Annotated in this window: 24 protein-coding genes; all 24 read left to right on the top strand. The window is 48.3% G+C overall.

Annotated elements, in window-relative coordinates; translation table 11 throughout:
• Window positions 1-8 precede the first annotated feature (8 nt).
• Window positions 9-1,022 carry a flagellar motor switch protein FliG gene (gene fliG, locus BCOA_RS17465; RefSeq protein ID WP_014095454.1) on the top strand — a complete coding sequence of 338 codons (1,014 nt, stop codon included), beginning with the start codon at window positions 9-11 and terminating at the stop codon, window positions 1,020-1,022.
• The gene (gene fliH, locus BCOA_RS17460; RefSeq protein WP_014095453.1) at window positions 1,015-1,767 is read left to right on the top strand and encodes a flagellar assembly protein FliH; all 753 of its coding nucleotides are present in this window, start codon (window positions 1,015-1,017) and stop codon (window positions 1,765-1,767) included. The genes fliG and fliH overlap by 8 nt, the downstream gene beginning before the upstream one ends.
• Window positions 1,764-3,089: a flagellar protein export ATPase FliI gene (fliI, locus tag BCOA_RS17455; RefSeq protein ID WP_014095452.1), complete on the top strand. Its 1,326-nt coding sequence runs from the start codon at window positions 1,764-1,766 to the stop codon at window positions 3,087-3,089. The genes fliH and fliI overlap by 4 nt, the downstream gene beginning before the upstream one ends.
• Window positions 3,086-3,520, top strand: coding sequence for a flagellar export protein FliJ (fliJ, locus tag BCOA_RS17450; protein WP_013859091.1), 435 nt, complete (start codon window positions 3,086-3,088; stop codon window positions 3,518-3,520). The genes fliI and fliJ overlap by 4 nt, the downstream gene beginning before the upstream one ends.
• Before the next feature lie 22 nt (window positions 3,521-3,542).
• Window positions 3,543-4,166 carry a MotE family protein gene (locus tag BCOA_RS17445; protein WP_014095451.1) on the top strand — a complete coding sequence of 208 codons (624 nt, stop codon included), beginning with the start codon at window positions 3,543-3,545 and terminating at the stop codon, window positions 4,164-4,166.
• Between the two features lie 32 nt (window positions 4,167-4,198).
• A complete protein-coding gene (locus BCOA_RS17440) occupies window positions 4,199-6,316 on the top strand; it encodes a flagellar hook-length control protein FliK (RefSeq protein ID WP_014095450.1) in 2,118 nt (705 codons plus the stop codon).
• A 5-nt stretch (window positions 6,317-6,321) separates the two neighbouring features.
• Complete coding sequence (flgD, locus tag BCOA_RS17435) at window positions 6,322-6,969, top strand: flagellar hook assembly protein FlgD (protein ID WP_014095449.1); 648 nt, start codon at window positions 6,322-6,324, stop codon at window positions 6,967-6,969.
• A gap of 11 nt (window positions 6,970-6,980) precedes the next feature.
• Window positions 6,981-7,436 (top strand): TIGR02530 family flagellar biosynthesis protein, encoded by a 456-nt coding sequence (locus BCOA_RS17430; protein ID WP_014095448.1) that lies wholly within the window; start codon window positions 6,981-6,983, stop codon window positions 7,434-7,436.
• A 27-nt stretch (window positions 7,437-7,463) separates the two neighbouring features.
• Window positions 7,464-8,228, top strand: a complete 765-nt coding sequence (gene flgG, locus BCOA_RS17425; RefSeq protein ID WP_014095447.1) for a flagellar basal body rod protein FlgG — start codon at window positions 7,464-7,466, stop codon at window positions 8,226-8,228.
• A gap of 39 nt (window positions 8,229-8,267) precedes the next feature.
• Complete coding sequence (locus BCOA_RS17420; protein ID WP_017551521.1) at window positions 8,268-8,483, top strand: flagellar FlbD family protein; 216 nt, start codon at window positions 8,268-8,270, stop codon at window positions 8,481-8,483.
• Complete coding sequence (gene fliL / locus BCOA_RS17415) at window positions 8,480-8,902, top strand: flagellar basal body-associated protein FliL (protein WP_014095446.1); 423 nt, start codon at window positions 8,480-8,482, stop codon at window positions 8,900-8,902. Before BCOA_RS17420 ends, fliL begins: the two co-directional genes overlap by 4 nt.
• A 108-nt stretch (window positions 8,903-9,010) precedes the next feature.
• A complete protein-coding gene (fliM, locus tag BCOA_RS17410) occupies window positions 9,011-10,012 on the top strand; it encodes a flagellar motor switch protein FliM (RefSeq protein ID WP_014095445.1) in 1,002 nt (333 codons plus the stop codon).
• Window positions 10,002-11,120 carry a flagellar motor switch phosphatase FliY gene (gene fliY, locus BCOA_RS17405; RefSeq protein WP_017551523.1) on the top strand — a complete coding sequence of 373 codons (1,119 nt, stop codon included), beginning with the start codon at window positions 10,002-10,004 and terminating at the stop codon, window positions 11,118-11,120. The genes fliM and fliY overlap by 11 nt, the downstream gene beginning before the upstream one ends.
• 15 nt (window positions 11,121-11,135) lie before the next feature.
• A complete protein-coding gene (locus tag BCOA_RS17400) occupies window positions 11,136-11,498 on the top strand; it encodes a response regulator (RefSeq protein ID WP_014095443.1) in 363 nt (120 codons plus the stop codon).
• 24 nt (window positions 11,499-11,522) lie between these two features.
• Window positions 11,523-12,206, top strand: a complete 684-nt coding sequence (locus BCOA_RS17395; protein ID WP_014095442.1) for a flagellar biosynthetic protein FliO — start codon at window positions 11,523-11,525, stop codon at window positions 12,204-12,206.
• Window positions 12,199-12,864 (top strand): flagellar type III secretion system pore protein FliP, encoded by a 666-nt coding sequence (fliP, locus tag BCOA_RS17390; protein WP_014095441.1) that lies wholly within the window; start codon window positions 12,199-12,201, stop codon window positions 12,862-12,864. The genes BCOA_RS17395 and fliP overlap by 8 nt, the downstream gene beginning before the upstream one ends.
• 14 nt (window positions 12,865-12,878) lie before the next feature.
• The gene (fliQ, locus tag BCOA_RS17385; protein ID WP_014095440.1) at window positions 12,879-13,148 is read left to right on the top strand and encodes a flagellar biosynthesis protein FliQ; all 270 of its coding nucleotides are present in this window, start codon (window positions 12,879-12,881) and stop codon (window positions 13,146-13,148) included.
• A gap of 3 nt (window positions 13,149-13,151) precedes the next feature.
• Window positions 13,152-13,931, top strand: a complete 780-nt coding sequence (gene fliR, locus BCOA_RS17380; protein ID WP_014095439.1) for a flagellar biosynthetic protein FliR — start codon at window positions 13,152-13,154, stop codon at window positions 13,929-13,931.
• On the top strand, window positions 13,928-15,010 hold the full coding sequence (gene flhB, locus BCOA_RS17375; protein WP_014095438.1) for a flagellar biosynthesis protein FlhB: 1,083 nt from the start codon (window positions 13,928-13,930) through the stop codon (window positions 15,008-15,010). Before fliR ends, flhB begins: the two co-directional genes overlap by 4 nt.
• A 31-nt stretch (window positions 15,011-15,041) precedes the next feature.
• Entirely contained in the window at window positions 15,042-17,084 is a 2,043-nt protein-coding gene (gene flhA / locus BCOA_RS17370) for a flagellar biosynthesis protein FlhA (protein ID WP_014095437.1), read from the top strand.
• The gene (gene flhF / locus BCOA_RS17365) at window positions 17,081-18,208 is read left to right on the top strand and encodes a flagellar biosynthesis protein FlhF (RefSeq protein ID WP_014095436.1); all 1,128 of its coding nucleotides are present in this window, start codon (window positions 17,081-17,083) and stop codon (window positions 18,206-18,208) included. Before flhA ends, flhF begins: the two co-directional genes overlap by 4 nt.
• A complete protein-coding gene (locus BCOA_RS17360) occupies window positions 18,205-19,065 on the top strand; it encodes a MinD/ParA family protein (RefSeq protein WP_014095435.1) in 861 nt (286 codons plus the stop codon). Before flhF ends, BCOA_RS17360 begins: the two co-directional genes overlap by 4 nt.
• Before the next feature lie 59 nt (window positions 19,066-19,124).
• Window positions 19,125-19,784: a CheB methylesterase domain-containing protein gene (locus BCOA_RS17355; RefSeq protein ID WP_014095434.1), complete on the top strand. Its 660-nt coding sequence runs from the start codon at window positions 19,125-19,127 to the stop codon at window positions 19,782-19,784.
• A 12-nt stretch (window positions 19,785-19,796) separates the two neighbouring features.
• Complete coding sequence (locus tag BCOA_RS17350) at window positions 19,797-21,851, top strand: chemotaxis protein CheA (protein WP_014095433.1); 2,055 nt, start codon at window positions 19,797-19,799, stop codon at window positions 21,849-21,851.
• Window positions 21,852-21,883: the final 32 nt, after the last annotated feature.

The following is a 21,883-nucleotide window of genomic DNA, read 5'->3' as shown; positions in this document are numbered from 1 at the left end:
GAAACAAGATGGCAAGTAAAGAAAAAACATTATCCGGCAAAGAAAAAGCAGCCATTCTCTTGATTTCTCTCGGCCCGGACGTATCGGCATCCGTCTACAAACATTTAACAGAAGAAGAAATCGAAAAGCTGACGCTGGAAATCTCAGGCGTCAGAAAAGTCGACAATGACACGAAGGAAAAAGTGCTGACCGAATTTCACCATATTGCTTTGGCACAGGACTATATTACCCAGGGCGGTATCGGTTATGCCAAAATGATTCTCGAAAAAGCACTCGGCCCGGAACAGGCGGCATCCATCATCAACCGGCTCACTTCATCGCTGCAGGTGCGCCCGTTTGATTTTGCTAGAAAAGCAGATGCGGCCCAGATTCTGAATTTTATCCAGGATGAACACCCGCAGACGATCGCCTTGATTCTGTCCTACCTGGATCCGGAAAAAGCCGGGCAGATTCTTTCCGAGCTTCCGCCTGAAATGCAGGGGGACATTGCCAGAAGAATTGCCTTAATGGAAGGCACATCCCCTGAAATTATCAGCGAAGTGGAAGCCATTTTGGAAAGAAAGCTGTCCGCGACGGTGACACAGGATTATACGCAGACAGGCGGGGTGGAATCCGTTGTCGAAGTGTTGAACGGGGTCGATCGTACGACAGAGAAAACGATCCTTGACTCGCTGGAACAGAAAGATCCCGAACTTGCCGAAGAAATCAAAAAACGAATGTTTGTATTTGAAGATATCGTCACCCTTGACAATCGTTCCATTCAGCGCGTCATCCGCGAATGCGAAAATGAAGACCTGCTTCTTGCACTGAAAGTCTCAAGCGACGAAGTAAAAGAAATTATTTTCCGCAATATGTCGCAACGGATGGCCGATTCCATGAAAGAAGAAATGGAATATATGGGCCCGGTGCGGCTGCGTGAAGTCGAAGAAGCCCAGTCGAGAATTGTGTCCATTATCCGCAGGCTGGAAGACAGCGGCGAAATCATTATCGCAAGGAACGGAGGCGACGACATCATTGTCTAATATTATTAAAACAAAGCAAGATGCAGGTGTTGTTTCCAAAATGCGCGTAATCAGCGTGCGCCGGCTCCCGGCTTTGCCCGAAGAAACGGGAGATGCAACCGCTGTGAAAGAGGATATTTTCGCAAAATATCAAACCGAGGCAGAGCGCCTGCTTTTAGACAGTCAAAAAGAAGCAGAAGCAGTACGCCGGCAAATTGCCGAAGAGAAAAAACAGTGGGAGCAGGAAAAAGCAAAGCTCACCGAACAAGCACAGCGCCAAGGGTTTGAAGCCGGTTATGCAGATGGCCGCAAGGAAGGGTTTGAAAGCATCCGCGACCATTTAAACGAGTCCATTGACATCGTCAACCGTTCCAAAGAGGCGTTCAAAAAACATTTAGAAGCATCGGAAAAAGATATTTTGGAAATTGCGATGAAAGCAGCGGGGAAAATTTTGCAAGACACACTTGAAACATCCCCCGAAAAAATGTTTGCCATCGTAAAAAACGTATTAAAAGAAGCGACTGGGTATAAAGAAGTCGATCTCCATATCCATCCGGGGCAGTACGCCTTCGTCATGGACAACAAGGAAGAACTGGATGCCCTCTTCCCGAACGATACAAAATGCTATGTCTACCCGGATGATTCGCTTGAACCGTACCAGGTCTATATTGAAAGCGGCAGCGGCAGGATTGATGCAAGCATTGACAGCCAGCTGTCTGAACTTAAGGCAAAGCTTTTGGAACTGATCGGGGAGGATGCGGAATGAAAGCAACCGATCTCTTAGACTATATACCCGAAATTGGGACGTTTAAACATTACGGAAAAGTAAAAAGAGTGATCGGCTTAATGATCGAATCACTCGGGCCGGAAAGCTCCATCGGTGACGTCTGTTATATTCATGTGGATAACAAAAAAAATACGAAAAAAATCATTGCCGAAGTTGTCGGGTTCCGTGACGGGAATGTTATTTTAATGCCTTATACGAACATCCAAGAAATTTCTCCCGGCAGCCTTGTGGAAGCAACAGGGAAACCGATGCGGGTGAAAGCAGGCCCACGGCTGTTGGGGAAAGTCATTGATCCTTTGGGCGTGCCGCTCGACCATTCCCCGCTTCCCGCCGGCCTAAAACCGATTCCGATCGACCGGACGCCCCCCAACCCGCTCAAGCGCCCGCCGATCAGGGAACCGATTGAGCTTGGCGTCCGCGCGATCGACAGTCTGCTGACGGTTGGAAAAGGCCAGCGGATCGGCATATTTGCTGGAAGCGGCGTCGGCAAAAGCACCCTGCTCGGCATGATTGCACGCAACACAAATGCCGATCTGAATGTGATCGCCCTAATCGGGGAGCGGGGCAGGGAAGTAAGGGAATTTATTGAACAAGATCTCGGCCCTGAAGGTTTAAAAAAGTCCATTGTTGTCGTGGCAACAAGCGACCAGCCGGCATTGATGCGGATTAAAGGCGCCTATACAGCAACAGCGATAGCGGAATATTTCAGGGACCAGGGGCTAAATGTCATGTTTATGATGGACTCGGTTACCCGGGTCGCGATGGCCCAGCGTGAAGTCGGACTGGCAACGGGGGAACCGCCGGCTACAAAAGGATATACCCCGTCCGTTTTCGCGATTTTGCCGAAACTTTTGGAAAGGACCGGAACAAATGAGTCCGGCACGATTACCGGGATCTACACCGTGCTTGTCGACGGGGATGATTTGAATGAACCGATTGCCGATACGGTGCGCGGCATTTTAGACGGGCATTTTGTTCTGGACAGGGATTTGGCAAATAAAGGGCAATACCCGGCTATCAATATTTTAAAAAGCGTTAGCCGACTGATGAGCCAACTTGCCAGTCCTGCACACAAAAAAGCCGCAGAAAAGATTCGCGAACAGTTAAGCACTTATTTGAATTCAGAGGACCTGATCAATATCGGCGCTTATAAACCGGGCGCATCAAAAGAAATTGATGAAGCGATCGAACGCTATCCGAAAATCGTTTCTTTTATCAAACAAAGCACCGACGAAACCTATAGTATGGAAAGCAGTATCCGGGCTTTAATCGGACTTGCGGAAACGGGTGAGTGGGCATGAATTATCATTATAAATTCGAGAAAATCCTTGATGTCAAAGAAAAGGAAAAAGACGAGGCGCTCAGTGCATACAAAAATGCGGTACAGGCATTTGAAAATGTGGCCCGGGAGCTGTACGCGCTTTTGAAAAAGAAAGAAGACCTGGAAGCCCACCAGGCTGAAAAAATGAAAGCGGGCCTTTCCGTCCAGGAAATCCGGCATTACCGGCGGTTTATTGATGATATTGAAAAATCAATCCATTATTATCAGAGCCTCGTCATGAATGCACGAAACCGGATGAACTGGCATCAGCAGAAACTGCAGGAGAAAAATATAGAAGTCAAAAAATACGAAAAACTGAAAGACAAAGATTATGGCCGTTTTCTGATGAAACTGAAAATACAGGAAGAAAAGCAGGCAGATGAAATTTCAACCCAGACTTTTTATCACTAAAGCCTGAAAACCGGGTGATGTTATGCGCAAACAAATGGAAGAAATCGAGACAGCAGCAGAAGAAAAAAAAGGCGGTAAACTGCAGTGGTTTTTTTACGTGATCCTGATTCCGCTACTGTTTGCCACCGCGATGGCGATCATTATCGCTACTATCTCGGGTGTCAATGTGATCAGTAAAGCATCGGGCCTCGCCCATCAGGTGACCGGGATATTTGGCACAGGCGGGAATGAAAAAGGGAAGAAGCAAAGCGGCACGTTCAGTGAAACACAGTATAAAAGCCAGATCCGTTCTTTACAAAAACAGGCGTCAGAAAAAGACAAAGAAATCAGCAAGCTGCAATCCGAACTGGACAAAAGCCAACAGAACAATTTGAAAATGAAACAAACCGTCTCTGATCTGAAGCAGCAATTGAAGAAAGCCCAGCAACAACAGGCAGCCAATCAGAAAAAATTAAAAGAAATCGCAAGCACCTATGAAAATATGAATCCGGAAAATGCGGCTGCCATTATTCAAAAAATGAGCGATCAGGAAGCAACGGGGATCCTTTCCCAGCTCAGTTCGGAAACATTGGCGAACGTCCTTGAAAAAATGAGTGCCGATAAAGCAGCAAAATACACCCAAATGCTCGGGCGTACAGGATCATAAGCCATCCATTAAACTTGAAAGGAGGTGAAAACATGAATGTAAATTCGGCTCTTCAGGCTGTACCATTTTCTCCGCCAAGTACGCAAACGGCTGGCGCACAGCTGCAGACGCAGCCATCCGGGTTTTTTCAGCAATTGAGCCTTGCCGGCCAGGACAGCGGCCGGATGCCGGAAAACGAGGAGGCAGTGGATGTTTGCCAAAAGCTTCAACAAAGGATTGTCGCGGTTTTAACGGAAAAGGCCGGGGCAACGGAACAGGCTAGAGAAGATGGAAGCCAGGAAGAAGGGGCTGATATGCAGACCATTTCCGCTCTTTTCAACCGGCTGGTGCGGTTTGCCGGCGCTGAAGACGAAAACAGCAAAAAAAAGATACAAGAAACAAAAACGGCCATCGAAACAGGCGATGCCGCAGCTGCCATCATGAATATGGCGCAAATGCTCGCCTCCATGCCAGTCCCGTCTTTAATAAAGCTCGGACTTGAAGATGCGGAAACATTGCTCAGGCAGGTGGGGGCTGTTCTAAAAACGTTTCCCGAAAATACAGCAGCAGGCATCAACATGATGCAGACAACGGAACAATTAGCCCAGTTGTCCGAAAAAATCGGCCGTTTTCTCAAGGCCATTTCAGCAGATGCGCTAAACGCGGGGCAGACGGTTTCAAGCGCGCCGCAACAGCCGGGCATTGCCGTAAAAGAAGAAATATTAAAAACTGCTTATTTGCATTTATCCGGCGGAAAGGCGGATCCATCGCTGTTTAAAAAAGCACCTGTTCTTCCTTTATCTCCAGCTGCCGCGGCTCTAGGAATGGCTTCCAATCCGGATCATGCCAACTCGGCGCAAAATGGACGGGAAAGTAACCAGGTATTGCTTCAAAACGGCCCAGTTTCTGCAAATGGGGCGATTCCGGAAATGAACGAAGCGGTATTGCCGGCAAATGAAAGAAGCGAACCGGCTGCTGCAGGCACGGGCACCACCGGAACAGCACTGCTACAAACAGACAACAATGAAGTGACGGAAGCCTTATCAAAGGATGGCCGCTCATCCCGGCAGGAAGGGGTGCCGTTTAGTCTGGCAGCAGAATCCGTCGCCGCGGATGAAAATGCTGGGAATCCGGCTGCAAAACCGCTGCAGGCGGGTACTTCAGGAGCGGACGCGCAAAATGGCAAAGCAGCGATTCGGGGCAATGCGCCAAGTGAAAGCAGGACAGGCGGGCCATTGCAAAATCAGGCGCCCAGTGTGCAAACGACCGCCCATCCAGAGGCAAATACCGGGCAGCCTGCAGATGGCAGCCAGCTCAAGGCACTAAAAGCAACGGCTGATGAGGTGCAGGCCACTGCAAGCCAGCATATTGAGCTCATGGAAGACGGGATACCGGGAAGCAACGGCAGGGTGAAGACGCAGGCAACAGCTGGTGAAAATGGCCGGATTGCTGTGCCAGGCCAAAATGCGGGTCCCCAGCAGGAAAACGGAAAACTAGAAGACAGCAGCCGGCATGCCGCATTGGATTTTTCCCGGGAAATCCAGCAGACAGGACAATCCGGAAACGATAGCACCGAAGATGGATTGGCAAACGGATGGGAAACCGGAAAAAGAAGCCCCGTTGCGCATAACAGCAGCCATCTTCAAGCAGCAGAAGAAATAAACGGGAACGGCAATACAGCCCCGGCATTTTCACTCTCGGGCAAAGTGGAACAGCTCGTCCTTTACACCGGCGAAAAACATAATCCGGTTTCGTACCGGCAGTTTGTCCAGGAATTCGCCAATATCATTCAAAAGGCGGCCTATTCCAGCCATAAAGGCGCAAACAGGCTGTTGATCCGGCTTGAACCTGAAAACCTCGGTTCTTTGCGCGTGGAATTGCTTGAGCAGGACGGAAAACTGGCAGCAAAGATACTGACAGACACTGGTGCGGCAAAAGATTTGCTTGATTCCCAGCTGCAGCAGCTTAAACATGCTTTGGCAGGCCAGCAGGTCCAGTTAACAAAAATGGATATTGAATACCGTGACACAGCGGCACAAACCGCCCACGGCCAGCCCGGGGACAGCGGGGGCCGCGAACAACGGCAACAGCAGCAAAAACGTCGGGAAAACCCGGAACCGGGACATTTCTCGGCCATGCTCGAAAACAATATGATTGATGCGGAAGCGTAGGTGAAATGACTTTGACTTCTATTATTGACCCAAGCCTGCTGTTAAGCAATCAAAATACAGCTACCAGCACGCGTACGGGGAGTAAGACGTTGGATAAAGATGCTTTTTTGAAAATATTGATTGCCCAACTTCAAAACCAGGATCCGACCAAGCCAATGGACGACACGCAATTTGTCTCACAAATGGCGCAGTTCTCTTCATTGGAGCAAATGACCAATCTGAAAAACGATATCGACAATCTGATCAAACTTTCGCAGCAATCGCAGCAAATTGCGTATACACAATATATCGGGAGAACGGTTTCCTGGGAAAAAACGGAAACAGCAGATGACGGAACAGCATCCGTTAAGTCGGGAACCGGGACGATTACCGGCATTTCGTTTGGGGATGACAATGCAGTTACCTTCACGCTGGATGACGGAACGAAAATCAGTTCTTCCGATATGAGAGGGATCAATAGCAACACTTCAAAAGAAGCAGCATTGATTCAGGCAAGCCATTTGATTGGAAAAAAAGTGGCCTATACAAATGATGCCGGAAAAGAAGAAACAGCTTCGGTCAGTGCCGTTGCCATCCAAAACGGCAGCCTCGTCTTTACACTTGATAACGGGCAAAAAGCCGCAAGCGGGCAGCTTACGAAAATTGCAAACTAGGAAGTGATTGAATGGATCAATCCTATCCGTCCATTCCATTGCAGCGAACCGCGCCTGTGCGTTCTCTTGATGGAACGCGAGAATCCGGCCAGGGGAAGAACCAAACCGGCCATTTTTCGGATTATTTCAAGCAGGCATTGTCCGGGCAGTCTGAACCAGCCACATTAAAAATCAGCAAACACGCCGGCGAAAGGCTGCAGGAACGGGGGATTGAACTGGACGATTCCACTTGGAAACAGATCAGCGAAAAGGTGGCGGAGGCAAAGCAAAAAGGGTTGGATGAGACACTGGTCTTGGCAGATGATGTCGCGCTGATCGTCAGCGCAAAAAATGCAACCGTGATTACTGCAATGGACCGAAGTGAAGCCGGTTCCCAAATTTTCAGCAATATTAACGGCGCCATCATTTTAGAATCACCGGCCGGACCGGAAGGAAGGCCGCAGCTGCCGAATGACAGACGCAGCTGAAAACAAAAATGGAGAGGGGTTAATGCAATGTTACGTTCATTATATTCAGGTGTAAGCGGCATGAAAAACTTTCAAACAGAACTTGATACAATCGGAAACAACATCGCAAATGTGAATACTTACGGGTACAAAAAAGGGCGTGTGACGTTTAAAGATGCGATCAGCCAGACGCTAGCCAGCGCGACGCCCGGCACAAGCGCCCAGCAGGTAGGCCTTGGGTCTCAGATCGGTTCAATTGATACCGTTGATACTTCAGGAAGTCCGGAATCAACGGGGCGTCCCCTTGACTTTGCGATTACAGGAGACGGATATTTCAGAGTAGCCGATGGCAACAACACGTACTATACGCGTGCCGGCAATTTTTACTTTGATGATAACAGAAGACTCGTCAATTCAGAAGGTTTTACTGTGCTGGGTACAAATGGACAAGCCATCACCCTTGGCGCAAATGTCAAAAGCTTTTCAGTCGCAACAGACGGAACCATTACCGATCAGGATGGCAATACAATTGGAACAATCAGCATTGCCACTTTCCAGAATCCTGCCGGGCTGACAAAAGTCGGCGGTAATTTATATACCACAACGAATTCCAATGCGGGGACGGTCACAGTAAGCCAGCCGGGACAAAACGGTGCAGGCACAATCAAATCCGGCTATCTCGAAATGTCCAATGTCGACCTGTCGGAAGAGTTGACCAATATGATCGTAGCAGAACGCGGGTTTCAGGCGAATACAAGAATTATTACGACATCCGATGAAATTCTGCAGGAACTTGTCAATCTGAAACGATAGGGGGAAGGGGGCCAGGGCTCTAGCCCCGGCCCGCATAATGTGATTGAAGTGACAAAATTAAACGGCAGGGCATTCTGGATTAACGCCATTCATATTGAAACGGTGGAAAGCATGCCGGATACAAGAATCATCCTGACAAACGGACACGCTTATATTGTTAGGGAGTCGAGCAAAGAAATCGAGCAAAAAGTGACCGCCTTTTTCCGGTCTGTTTCTTTGCTTGGAAGAAATACCGGGGAGGAGGGGCCGGAATGAATAAAATGGTGCGGATCATGCTTGTGATGATTTCCGTCATTTTACTGGCCGGCATCATCACCATCATCGTCATCTATAAATCGAACGAGGCAACAAAGGCAAAAGGGCCAAACATTGATGAAGTTGTCGATTCTTCCGTGGACATTGACACGATGACAACCAATCTGAAAGACAACCACATCGTCCAGATTGCCATCAAAATTGAAGGAAACAATAAAAAAGCAAAAGATGAACTGACAAAAAGAGATTTTCAAATCAAAGACATTATGATTGACGAGCTGTCAAATATGAACATGCAGGATTTGCAAGCTGAAAAGGGGAAACAAAAGTTCAAAACAGACATAAAAAACCGGTTAAATAAAATGATGCAGGACGGCGAAGTTGTAAATGTATATATTACTTCCTTTGTTATCCAATAAAAGTATGCCGCCTGTTGAAGCAATAAAGGCAGAGTGCAGCAAACAGGCAGTGCCGCAGCAGGCAGTCCGGCCCCTGTGCCTGTATGTAAACAAGGGGGGTGGGTAAACTTGCCGGAAGATATTTTATCGCAGTCTGAAATTGATGCGCTGCTATCCGCCCTGTCAACGGGGGAAATGAACGCGGAGGAAATAAAAAAAGAGGAAACCCGGAAAGTCAAAGTATATGATTTCAAGCGGGCACTCCGGTTTTCAAAAGACCAGATCAGAAGCCTGACAAGAATTCATGAAAACTTCTCAAGGATTCTGACAACCTTTTTATCTGCCCAGCTCCGGACTTACGTGCAGATTTCCGTTGCATCGGCTGACCAGATTCCGTATGAGGAATTTATCCGTTCGATACCGAAAATGACGCTTTTGACGGTTTATGAAGTTCCCCCGCTTGACGGGAATATTATTATGGAAATTAACCCGAACATTGCCTATACGATGATGGATCGTGTGTTGGGAGGGTACGGGGAAAGCATCAATAAAATTGACAAACTCACTGAGATTGAAAAGAAAATCATGACGAGAATTTTTGACCAGACCATCGACCAGTTAAAGGAAGCGTGGAGCGAGATCATCGAAATCAATCCCTTTCTGACTGAACTGGAAGTCAATCCGCAGTTTCTGCAGATGATTTCTCCGAATGAAACCGTGGTCGTCATTTCTCTCAACACGACCATCGGCGATACAAGCGGCATGATCAATTTATGCCTGCCGCAAGTGGTGCTTGACCCGATGATGCCGAAATTGTCCGGGCATTATTGGATGCAGCACGCCGGAAAGGAACCGGACCCGAATAATATCCGCCTGCTCGAAGAAGGCATTAAGGAGGCAAAAGTGCCGCTCACCGCCGAACTGGGGACGGCAACAATAAAAATTGAAGATTTTCTGAATCTGGAAATTGGCGACTGTATACGGCTGAACCAAACCATTGAAGAGCCGTTGGTTGTCAAGGTGGATAAAATTCCGAAATTCATTGGGCAGCCGGGCAAGCAAGGCACTAAAATGGCTGTCCAAATCCTTGATATCATAGAGGAAGGGGAAGAAGAACAGTATGAGCGATGATATGCTGTCGCAAGAAGAAATTGATGCCCTTCTTAACGGCACTGCAAATCTGGAAGACGCAAGCGCCAAAGATTCCCTCCGTGTGGAAGATTATCTCGATTCCATGGAAAGGGATGCGCTTGGGGAAATTGGTAACATTTCGTTCGGGAGCTCTGCGACGGCATTGTCCACCCTGCTTTCACAAAAAGTTGAAATTACAACGCCTGAGGTCAGCATTGTCCGGCACGACAAACTGGCGGATGAATTTCCGCATCCTTACGTGGCCATTCAGGTGAAATACACGGAGGGCTTTTCCGGCGTGAATGTGCTCGTCATTAAACAATCCGATGCCGCCATTATTGCCGACTTGATGCTGGGCGGAACCGGCGAAAATCCGAGCAGCGAACTGGATGAGATCCATTTGAGCGCGGTACAGGAAGCGATGAATCAGATGATGGGTTCTGCCGCTACCTCGATGTCTACGGTTTTTAATAAAAGAATCGATATTTCCCCGCCGGCCGTTTCACTTTTAAATATTTTGGAAGGCGAAGGCACGGACAAGCTTCCGGACCAGGATTTGCTTGTGAAAGTCTCGTTCCGGATTATGATCGGGTCATTAATCGATTCGCAGATCATGCAGCTGTTGCCGCTTTCGTTTGCGAAAAAACTGGCGCGCGATCTCATTCATCCTGAACAACCCGCCGAAGCTGAAAAAAAAGCAGAGGAAAAGCAGCCGGATCAAAATATGCGCGGCCATGCTGCGGAAAAACCGGCTGAGCCTGCTCAAAATGCAGCAAAACAGGAGATGTACCAAAATGTGCAGCCAGCTGTTTTTACGAGTTTTGAAGAAACAGCGCCGCGCGTTGAAACGAAAAATCTGGACATGCTCCTTGATATCCCGCTTGAAGTGACTGTTGAACTGGGCAGGACATCGAAAACAGTAAGGGAAATTCTTGAGATGGGCGCCGGCTCCATTGTGGAACTGGACAAGCTCGCCGGAGAACCCGTGGATATTCTCATCAACCATCAGTTAATTGCCATTGGGGAAGTGGTGGTGATTGATGAGAACTTCGGTGTGCGTGTGACAGATATCGTGAGCCAGAAAGACCGGCTGAAAAAACTGAGATAATGGGGGAAGATCCAAATGGCAAAGAAAATTTTGATTGTAGATGACGCTGCGTTTATGCGCATGATGATTAAAGACATTCTGACAAAAAACGGATATGACGTTGTCGCTGAAGCGGGAGACGGCGCACAAGCAATCGAAAAATATAAGGAACACCGGCCGGATCTTGTGACAATGGATATTACAATGCCGGAAGTGGACGGGATCAGCGCGCTGAAGGAAATTAAAAAAATCGACCCGGATGCAAAAGTCATCATGTGTTCGGCAATGGGCCAGCAGGCGATGGTCATTGATGCCATCCAGGCCGGTGCAAAAGACTTTATCGTCAAACCGTTCCAAGCTGACCGTGTAATTGAGGCCATCCAAAAAACGCTCGGCTGACGATGCCAGGAAGGTGACAATGATTTGCAAAGCCAAGTGACGAAGGGGCTTTTGCTGTTTGGGATTCTGCTGTGCCTGCTGTACGGGTTTTCGGCACCCGGCAATGCCCTCGCGGCTTCTTTTAACGGAAATGTGAAAGAATGTATCGACCATCCGAAACAGTGTCAAAAACAAACGGACGGAAAATCCGAAAGCCAGGCTACACAATCGGAAACGGCAAATCCGGCGGTAACCTTCGGGGATATTGCGCGGATGATCCTCGCACTTATTTTCGTGATTTGTTTACTATACTTTGTTTTAAAATTTGTCAACAAAAGAAGCCGTGCCTATCAAAGCAGTAAAATGATACAGAATTTCGGCGGCACGCCTTTGGGCGGAAATAAGTCGCTGCAAATTGTAAAAGCGGGCGACAGGATTCTTATTTTAGGTGTCGGGGACGATGTGCAGCTTGTCAAAGAAATTGATGACGAGGAAGAGGTCAGGCAGTTCGTTGACCAGTACAATCAAAAGCTCGAGCAGCAACTGGAACCGCGCGATATTGCGACAAGGCTCATAAAAGCGGTGAAAAACAGGGAAACTGGGGCAAAAACAGAAGCAACCCCGTTCGGGCATTTGCTGAAGTCGCAAATTAGCGCGATCAGGGAGGAGCGGGCGCAGGCGATGAAAGAACTGGAACAAAGGGAGAAGGAGAAACAGAACGATGAATGAGTTGTTGAATACATTAAGCAGCACATCCGGCGATACCGTTTCCCTTTCGGTCAAAATCCTTTTGCTTATGACCGTTCTTTCATTGGCACCGAGCATTTTAATCCTATTGACTTCTTTTACGCGGATTGTCATTGTCCTGTCTTTTGTCCGGACTTCGCTCGGCACGCAGACAGCCCCACCGAATCAGGTGATCGTAGGCCTTGCGCTGTTTCTGACGTTTTTTATCATGGCTCCGACGTTTCAACAGGTAAATAAACAGGCGCTCACGCCGTTGTTCCATGATAAACTGACGCTGGAAGAGGCTTATGACAAAGCCCAGAAGCCGTTTAAGGAATTTATGGCGAAAGAGACCCGGCAGAAAGACTTGCAGCTGTTTTTGGATTATGCCCATAAAAAGCAGCCTAAGTCGGTGCAGGATATTCCAATGACAACCCTTGTTCCGGCATTTACAATCAGCGAATTAAAGACGGCTTTTCAAATGGGCTTCATGATTTTCATTCCTTTTCTTGTCATCGATATGGTCGTGGCAAGTGTCCTGATGTCGATGGGAATGATGATGCTGCCGCCTGTGATGATCTCGCTGCCTTTTAAAATCTTACTGTTTGTGCTCGTGGACGGATGGTATCTTGTTGTGAAGTCGCTGCTTGAAAGTTTTTAAAGAAGGTGAATGGATTGAGTGAGGAAATGGTCATTTCACTGGCCGAAAAAGGCATCATGGTGACCTTTATGGTCTGCGGTCCGCTTTTATTGATTGCGCTTGTCGTCGGTATGATTGTCAGTATCTTCCAGGCTGCAACGCAAATCCAGGAACAGACGCTGGCATTTGTCCCGAAAATTGTTGCGGTGCTGCTCGGCCTTGTACTGCTTGGCCCGTGGATGCTAAGCCACATGCTTACATACACAAAAGAAATTTTATCCAATTTAACACAATATATAGGTTAACATATGGATGAACTGATTCCGTCATTCAGCATATTTTTACTCGTTTTCATTAGGGTCACCACTTTTTTTATCATGATGCCGTTATTTTCCCACAGGAGCGTACCGGCCCGGTTCCGGATCGGCCTTGGCTTCTTTTTGTCCGTCCTTGTGACATACACGATCCATGCCAAACCGTTCACCATGGATGGCGCCTATTTTATGCTGATGATTAAAGAAGCACTTGTCGGCCTGCTGCTTGGCTTTGTAGCCTATTTCATTTTGTCGGCCGTGCAATTGGCCGGTACGTTTATCGATTTTCAGGCAGGGTTTTCCATGGCCAATGTGATTGATCCGCAATCAGGGGCGCAAACGCCACTTACCGGGGAATATTTGTACACTTTTGCGCTGCTTTTATTGCTTTCCCTGAACGGGCACCACTTGCTTTTGGACGGGATTTATTACAGCTATTCGTTTATCCCGCTCGATCAGGCATGGGTCCATCTCGGGTCTTTCAATCTCGCAAAATATTTGGCAACCCTTTTGGCCCGTGTCTTTCTCGTCGCTTTTCAAATGTCGGCACCTGTTGTCGCCGTCCTGTTTTTAACGGACATTGCGCTTGGCATCATCGCCCGGACCGTACCGCAACTTAATATTTTTGTGGTCGGCTTTCCGGTCAAAATTGCCGTTAGTTTGATCGCGCTGGCGGTGGCAATGGGCACGATTTATATCGCGGTTGAACATTTGTTTGAATGGATGTTTGTTGCGATGCGGAATTGTATGGCACTGTTGGGGGGATCCGTTTGAAGCACCTCTCACTCGATTTGCAGTTTTTCGCAGGGGAGAAAACAGAAAAGGCAACGCCGAAAAAGCGGCGTGATGCCCGCAAAAAGGGGCAGACAGCCAAAAGCCAGGATATCGTAACGGCTGTCATGCTTCTTGCGGTGTTTCTGTTCTTGTATTTCGGGGCCTCCTCGATCGGAAGCCCGATGATGGCACTCTTTCGCCAGGCTTTTTCAAAATATATGCTGCAGGATGTCACGGAGCAAAGCGTTGGCAAATTGATGACCGGCGTCATGAAACAGCTGGCTTCGATGCTTTTGCCGGTTATGGCCGTTGCCCTTTTGGCCGGCGTGGTAGGAAATGTGGCCCAAACCGGCCTCCTTTTTACCGGTGAAGGGCTGAAACCGAATATAAACAAAATCAATCCCGTCGCCGGATTAAAACGGATTTTTTCGATCCGGGCGCTTGTGGAATTGTTAAAATCCGTTTTAAAAATGGCGGTGGTCGGCGTTGTTGCTTTTTACGTCATTTGGGCCAATATCCAGGATATTTCAGGCCTGCCGTTTAAAAGCGCGGGCGATACGCTGGCTGCAGTCGGGCATCTCGCCGCCATAACCGGCATCAGCGCTTCTGTTGCCCTGTTTGTGCTCGCCGTTCTTGATTACTTGTACCAGCGTTTCGATTTTGAAAAAAATATCCGGATGTCCAAGCAGGAAATCAAGGAAGAATTTAAAAATATGGAAGGCGACCCGCTGATTAAATCAAAAATCAGGCAAAAGCAACGCGAAATGGCGATGCGGAGAATGATGCAGGAAGTGCCGAACGCCGATGTCGTCATTACGAACCCAACGCATTTTGCCGTCTGCCTCCGCTACGATGAAACAAAGAGCGATGCGCCCATCGTTGTGGCAAAAGGAGCGGACTTCCTTGCCCAAAAAATCAAATCGATCGCAAAAGAGCATGACATTGTCATGCTGGAAAACCGGCCGCTGGCAAGGGCGCTTTATGAGCAGGTGGAAGTTGGCGGACGCATTCCGGAACAGTTTTTTAAAGCAGTAGCGGAAATTTTGGCGTACGTATACAAAATCAAGCATATAATTTAAGCTTTTTCATGCAAGTTAGGAGAGAAACCGTATGAGTGCAAGAGATTTGAGAGATATTCCCGTGATCGCAGGTGTCATTTTAATCGTCACCATGCTGATTATCCCTTTTCCGACATGGGCATTGAGCTTTTTAATTATATGTAATATTTCTCTTGCATTGATGGTACTTTTAATCTCAATGAATATGAAAGAGCCGCTTCAGTTTTCCGTCTTTCCGTCATTGCTGCTCATTTTAACCTTATTCCGGCTCGGGCTGAATATCTCAACCACCCGCTCGATCCTTTCCACCGGCAATGCCGGCGGGGTCATTGAGACGTTCGGATCGTTCGTTGTCGGCGGCAACATCGTCGTCGGGCTTGTCGTCTTTACGATTTTGATTATTATCCAATTTATTGTAATTACAAAAGGCGCTGAACGGGTGGCTGAAGTGGCGGCCCGGTTCACGCTCGATGCGATGCCGGGCAAGCAAATGAGCATTGATGCGGACTTGAATGCCGGTATGATATCCGATCAGGAGGCGCGCGCCCGCCGGGAAAAAGTCAGCCGGGAAGCAGACTTTTACGGCGCAATGGACGGTGCCAGCAAATTTGTCAAAGGCGATGCGATTGCCAGCATCATTATCGTTCTCATTAATCTTATTTTCGGGATCATTATCGGCATGACCCAGCTCGGCCTCTCCATTAGTGATGCCGCGAGCCAGTTTTCGCTGATGACCGTTGGCGACGGCATTGTCAGCCAGGTGCCGGCTCTGCTCATTTCGACAGCAACCGGGATCGTGGTCACGAGGGCGGCATCAGACGGCAATCTTGGCCAGGACGTAATGGCGCAGATGCTGTCCTACCCAAAAATGCTGTATGTCGCGGGAGGCACGATCTTTCTGCTCGGCTTGTTTACACCGATTAATGATTTTTTAACCATGACGGTGGCAGCGGCTCTGTTCATCGGCGGTTTCCGGCTCCAGCAAGTCCCGAAAAAGACGGAACAGGAAAGCGCGGAGAAAGCGGAAGAACTCCAGCCTGAGGAATTGAAAAGCCCGGAAAGCGTCATGAGCCTGCTCGATATTGACCCGATCGAATTCGAATTCGGCTACGGCCTGATCCCGCTTGTGGATGCCAACCAGGGGGGCGATTTGCTTGACAGGATTGTCATGATCCGCAGGCAGCTCGCCATCGAACTCGGCATTGTCATTCCGGTTGTCCGGATCCGCGATAATATCCAGCTTGAGCCGAATGAGTACCGGTTGAAAATTAACGGGAATGAACTTGCCAAAGGCGAGCTTCTTCTCGACCATTATTTAGCGATGGCGCCCGGCGAAGATGACGGCTCCGTTGAAGGTATTGAGACGGTCGAGCCGGCTTTCGGAATGCCGGCAAAATGGGTGACGGAAGAACAAAAAGAACAGGCGGAAATGATGGGCTATACGGTCGTGGACCCCCCGACGGTTGTCTCGACCCATATTACGGAAACGATCCGGCAAAACGCGTATATGCTGCTTGGAAGGCAGGAAACAAAAGCGTTGATTGACCATTTGAAAGAGTCGTACCCGGTGCTTGTGGAAGAGGTAACACCGAACCCGTTGTCCGTCGGCGAGATCCAAAAAGTGCTGGCGAATCTTTTGAAAGAAAATGTTTCCATCCGAAAACTGCCGATTATCTTTGAAACGTTAGCCGACTATGGTAAATTAACAACAGATACCGATTTGCTGACGGAATACGCCCGCCAAAGTCTCGCGCGGCAAATTACGGCGCAATATGCGCAAGACGGGCAATTAAAAGTCATCACCGTTTCGGGGAAAGTAGAGAAATTGATTGCGGATGGCATCCAGCGTACGGAACATGGCAATTATCTTTCCCTGGACCCGTCCGTGTCGCAAAAAATTGTGGAATCCGTTGCACAGCAGGTTGAGAGGGTATCGCTTACCGGCAGTTCCGCGGTCATCCTTTGTTCGCCTGCCATCCGCATGTATTTGCGGCAAATGATTGAACGGTTCTTTCCTCAGGTGCCGGTTCTTTCCTATAATGAACTGGAAGCAAACGTTGAGGTACAAAGCACAGGGCTGGTGAACATAGAATGAAAATTAAAAAGTTTATGGCGCCCAATATGTCTGAAGCAATGAAACAGATCCGTCTTGAGCTTGGGGACCAGGCCGTCATTTTAAATTCAAAAGTGGTCCAGCACAAAGGCTTTCTTGGATTTATGAAAAAGCGGAACATCGAAGTAATTGCAGCCGTTGACCCGGATGCCGGGAAAAACAGTCCGGTACAAACGGCCCCTGCCCGTGGTGAAAAACCTGCGCGCGCACCGGATGCCTCCGTCCGTTCAGAAAAAGAAAGCCTGCAAAAAGAAATCGCAGCGCTGAAAAAAGTGGTCCAGGAAGTGTCGAAATTTGGGAATCCCGCTTACCAAAAGTATCCACTGCCGATTCAAAAACGATTAAACACAGGTTTGCAGCAAGGGCTGGATGAATCGCTGCTGGTTGTGATCGGAGATGCCCTGTATGAAGAATGGGAGAAAGCAAACGGCAATCTGACGGAAAACGAAATTTTAAAGCAGGCGAAGGCACTGCTTCAAAAAAAGCTCGCCCATTTGACATACGGGGGGAGCCAGAAAAAGTACGTGAACCTGATCGGCCCAACCGGTGTCGGCAAAACGACGACACTCGCCAAAATGGCTGCACAGGCCGTGCTCGAAAAAAAAGAAAAAATTGCTTTCATTACAACGGATACGTATCGGATTGCAGCGATTGAACAATTAAAAACGTATGCAAACCTGCTGAATGTGCCGCTCGAAGTGGTCTATAAATTGTCCGATTTCAAAAAAGCGATCGAAAAATTTTCCGATTTTGACCGTGTTTTTATCGATACCGCCGGCCGGAATTACAGGGAGCTGCAATATGTCCGCGAGCTTTCAGGACTCATCGATTTTCATGCGGAAATGGAAACCTTTCTGACGTTGTCGTTAACGATGAAAGAGAAAGATATGAAAGCCGTTTTTGACAGTTTTCAAAGCATCAGGATTGACCGGTTTATTTTCACCAAGCTGGATGAGACATCCACTTACGGCGCTGCGATCAATTTAATGGAACAGTATGGAAAAGGCTGTGCTTATGTGACAAACGGCCAGGATGTCCCTGATGATATGCTCGAGGCAACCCCCGGTATTTTTGCCGAATACGTATTTGGGGAGAACGACAAATGAGAGACCAGGCAGAACAGCTGCGCGCAAAGTTAAAAATGCAACACGGGATTCCGGCAAAAACGCTTGCAGTCGCAAGTGGAAAGGGCGGCGTCGGGAAGTCCAACATCTCGGTCAATTTGGCAATGGCACTTGCAGAAAGGGGAAAAAAAGTCCTTTTATTTGACCTGGATGTCGGCATGGGCAATATCCACGTCCTTCTCGGGCTTGACGCACCATACACGATCTCGGACTTTATCAACCGGAATATCCCACTTGCCCAAATGATATGCGACGGGCCGGCCGGTATTTCTTATATTTCTGCCGGCAACGGGTTTGCCCAGATTGTCGAGATGGAAGAAGCTGCTGTAACCAGGCTTGTCACAGAGCTCGAACTGCTCCAGTATGATTTTGATTACATCATTTTCGATATGGGTGCCGGCGCCGCGCCATCAAGCCTTAAAATTTTGCTTTCGGCTGATGATATTTTTATTGTCACAACACCTGAGCCGACAGCGATTACCGATGCTTATTCGATGATGAAATATATTTACATGCAGCAATTCAGCGCCCCCCTTTATTTAATTTGCAACCGGGCGGAAAAAGAAAAAGACGGGATGTTGACGTTAAACCGGCTTCAATTTACAGTTAAGAAATTTTTAGGGAAAGAAGTGAACATTCTCGGCGTTGTGCCGGAAGATGCGCATGTAAAAAAAGCTGTATCAAGGCAGCTGCCGTTTTACAGTGCATTTCCACATTCAGCGGCTGCAAGAAGAATCGATGAATTGCTTAACCGCTATGTATCCGGCAATTCGGACGGGCCCAGCCAGCGCGCACCGGTATTTATGCGGAAACTGAGGGGGCTTTTGTTGAAATCTTAAACATGCATGACAATAACAGGGCAATGAAATGACAGTTTTGAAAAACAGGGGGCAGATTTGTGAAATGGGAAAAACGTAAAGGAAGCGAACCGGAAAAAAACACGCAACCTTTGTCCGATCCTGTTCAAAGCGGACGGATAGCACAGAAAAAATTGGTTTGCATCGGAACATCGACCGGAGGCCCGCGCGCCCTGCAAACCGTTCTTTCTTCCCTGCCCGGGAATTTGGAAGCGCCCGTTCTGGTTGTCCAGCATATGCCAAGCGGATTTACAAAGTCGCTTGCCAACCGGCTGAATGCCATTTCAAACATCAGGGTGAAAGAAGCCGAGGATGGCGAAATGCTCAAGCCGGGGGCGGTTTATATTGCGCCCGGGGACTTCCATATGGGCGTGGAGGCGCACGGCGCACATCTCTTTATCCAGCTTGAGCAATCCGCGCCGGTTAACGGGCACAGGCCGGCTGTGGATAAAACATTTGAATCGGTGAGCATGCTAAAAAACTATGAAACACTTGCCATCATCATGACCGGGATGGGTTCAGACGGAACAAAAGGTTTGATCGCCTTAAAGAATCGCGGGCACGTAAGAGCGATTGCCGAAGCGGAAGAAAGCTGCATCGTTTACGGCATGCCGAGAAGTGCCATTGCCGCGAAAGTGGTGGATGAAGTTTTGCCGCTGGAAAAAATTGCGGAGGCAATCATGAAATTTATTAGTGATTAGGGTGTGGTATAGATGGAAATGAGCCAGTACTTGGAAGTGTTTATTGAAGAAAGCAGGGAACATATCCAGTCGTTAAACGAAAATGTGCTGCTACTTGAAAAAAGCCCGGATGACTTGCAAATTGTCAATGAAATTTTCCGTTCCGCCCACACATTGAAAGGGATGTCGGCAACAATGGGGTATGAAGATCTCGCCAATCTGACCCATAAGATGGAAAATGTGCTTGATGCCATCCGGAACGGGAAGCTGTCTGTAACCCCGGACATTATCGATGTGATTTTTACTGCGGTGGACCATCTGGAAGCGATGGTGGAATCGGTTGCAAACGGTGGGGACGGCAAATTGGATGTGAGCGGGACGATCGCCCGCCTCGAAGCGGTAGATCATGGTTCAGCCGGAGAGAAGAAGACGGAGAAAGAAACTTCAGCTGCGACAGCGGAAAAGGCGGAAACAGAGGAAGACGAATTTGACCAGTACGAACAGGCCGTGATTGTTCAATCGGAAGAACAAGGGTACAACTGTTACCAGTTCACGGTAAAATTGCGCAGCGACTGCCTATTAAAAGCGGCGCGGGTATTCATGGTCTTTGATATCCTTGAAAAATGCGGCGAGATCATCCATTCCGATCCGCCGGCCGACCAGCTGGAAGAAGAACAGTTTGACAATGAATTTAAAGTGACACTGATCTCAAAAGAAGACAGGGAAGAGATTCGCGAAAAAATCTGCAAGGTGTCAGAGATTGAAGATGTTAAAGCAAGCACCGTGACTCTCACAAAGCAGGATGGGCGCGGTCAACACCCGGAAACGGCAGAATCGGAGAAACCGGCAGAACCAGAGCAGAAAAAACAGGCAGCACCGGACGCAGCGGAAAAGCATCCGCAAAAACCGGCAAAAAAGCATCCGCAAAAACAGAAACATACAACCAAGACGATCCGTGTGAACATCGAGCGGCTGGATAATCTGCTGAATCTATTTGAAGAGCTGGTCATTGACCGCGGGCGCCTCGAACAAATTGCAAAAGAAGTGAACCATCCGGAGCTCAATGAAACCGTTGAAAGGATGTCCAGAATTTCCGGCGACTTGCAAACGATTATTTTGAACATGCGGATGGTGCCGGTCGAAACGGTGTTTAACCGTTTTCCGCGGCTTGTCCGCCAGCTGGCAAGAGAATTGCACAAAAAAATGGATCTCGACATTATCGGCGCCGAAACAGAACTGGACCGCACCGTCATTGATGAAATCGGCGACCCGCTTGTCCATCTGATCCGGAATTCGTGCGACCACGGCATTGAACAGCCGGAAGAAAGAAAGCGGGCAGGGAAGCCGGAAACAGGAACCATTACGTTAAAAGCTTATCACAGCGGCAACCATGTGTTTATAGAAATTGAAGACGACGGCGCCGGCATTAACCGTGAAAAAGTGTTGGAAAAAGCCATTGAAAAAGGCATTGTCAAAAAGGAAGAAGCCGGCAGTTTAACAGACAGCCAGATTTATAACCTGATTTTTGAATCCGGTTTTTCAACCGCTGACCATGTATCCGATATTTCCGGCCGGGGTGTCGGGCTGGATGTGGTGAAATCAACCATTCAATCATTGGGCGGCTCGATTTCTGTCCATTCCGCAGAAGGGCGCGGGTCCGTCTTTACGATTCAGCTGCCGCTTACCTTATCGATCATTTCCGTCATGCTTGTGGAAATCGGGACGGAAAAATATGCTGTTCCGTTATCCTCTATTGTAGAGACGGCCATTATTAAGAAGGGCGAAATATTAAAAGCGCATCACCAAAAAGTGATCGATTTCCGGGGCAAAGTGGTGCCGCTTGTCTTTTTGAATGAAATATTTGAAGTTCCGGATGCAAAGCAAAATGATGAATATGTCTCCGTACTGATTGTGCGAAAAGGGGAAAAACTGGCTGCATTTGTGGTGGACGCCTTTATCGGCCAGCAGGAAATCGTATTAAAATCTTTAGGAAATTATTTAACGAATGTATTTGCCATATCAGGCGCCACCATTCTTGGAAACGGCCAGGTTGCCCTTATCATCGACAGCAATGCGCTGATCAAATAGAAAACAAGGCGCTTGCCGCCCATTTCATTGCC

This window comes from Heyndrickxia coagulans 36D1, from assembly GCF_000169195.2.
Classification (GTDB): domain Bacteria; phylum Bacillota; class Bacilli; order Bacillales; family Bacillaceae_C; genus Weizmannia; species Weizmannia faecalis.
The sequence above is the reverse complement of the archived record's forward strand: the minus strand, read 5'-3'. Positions and strand labels throughout refer to the sequence as shown.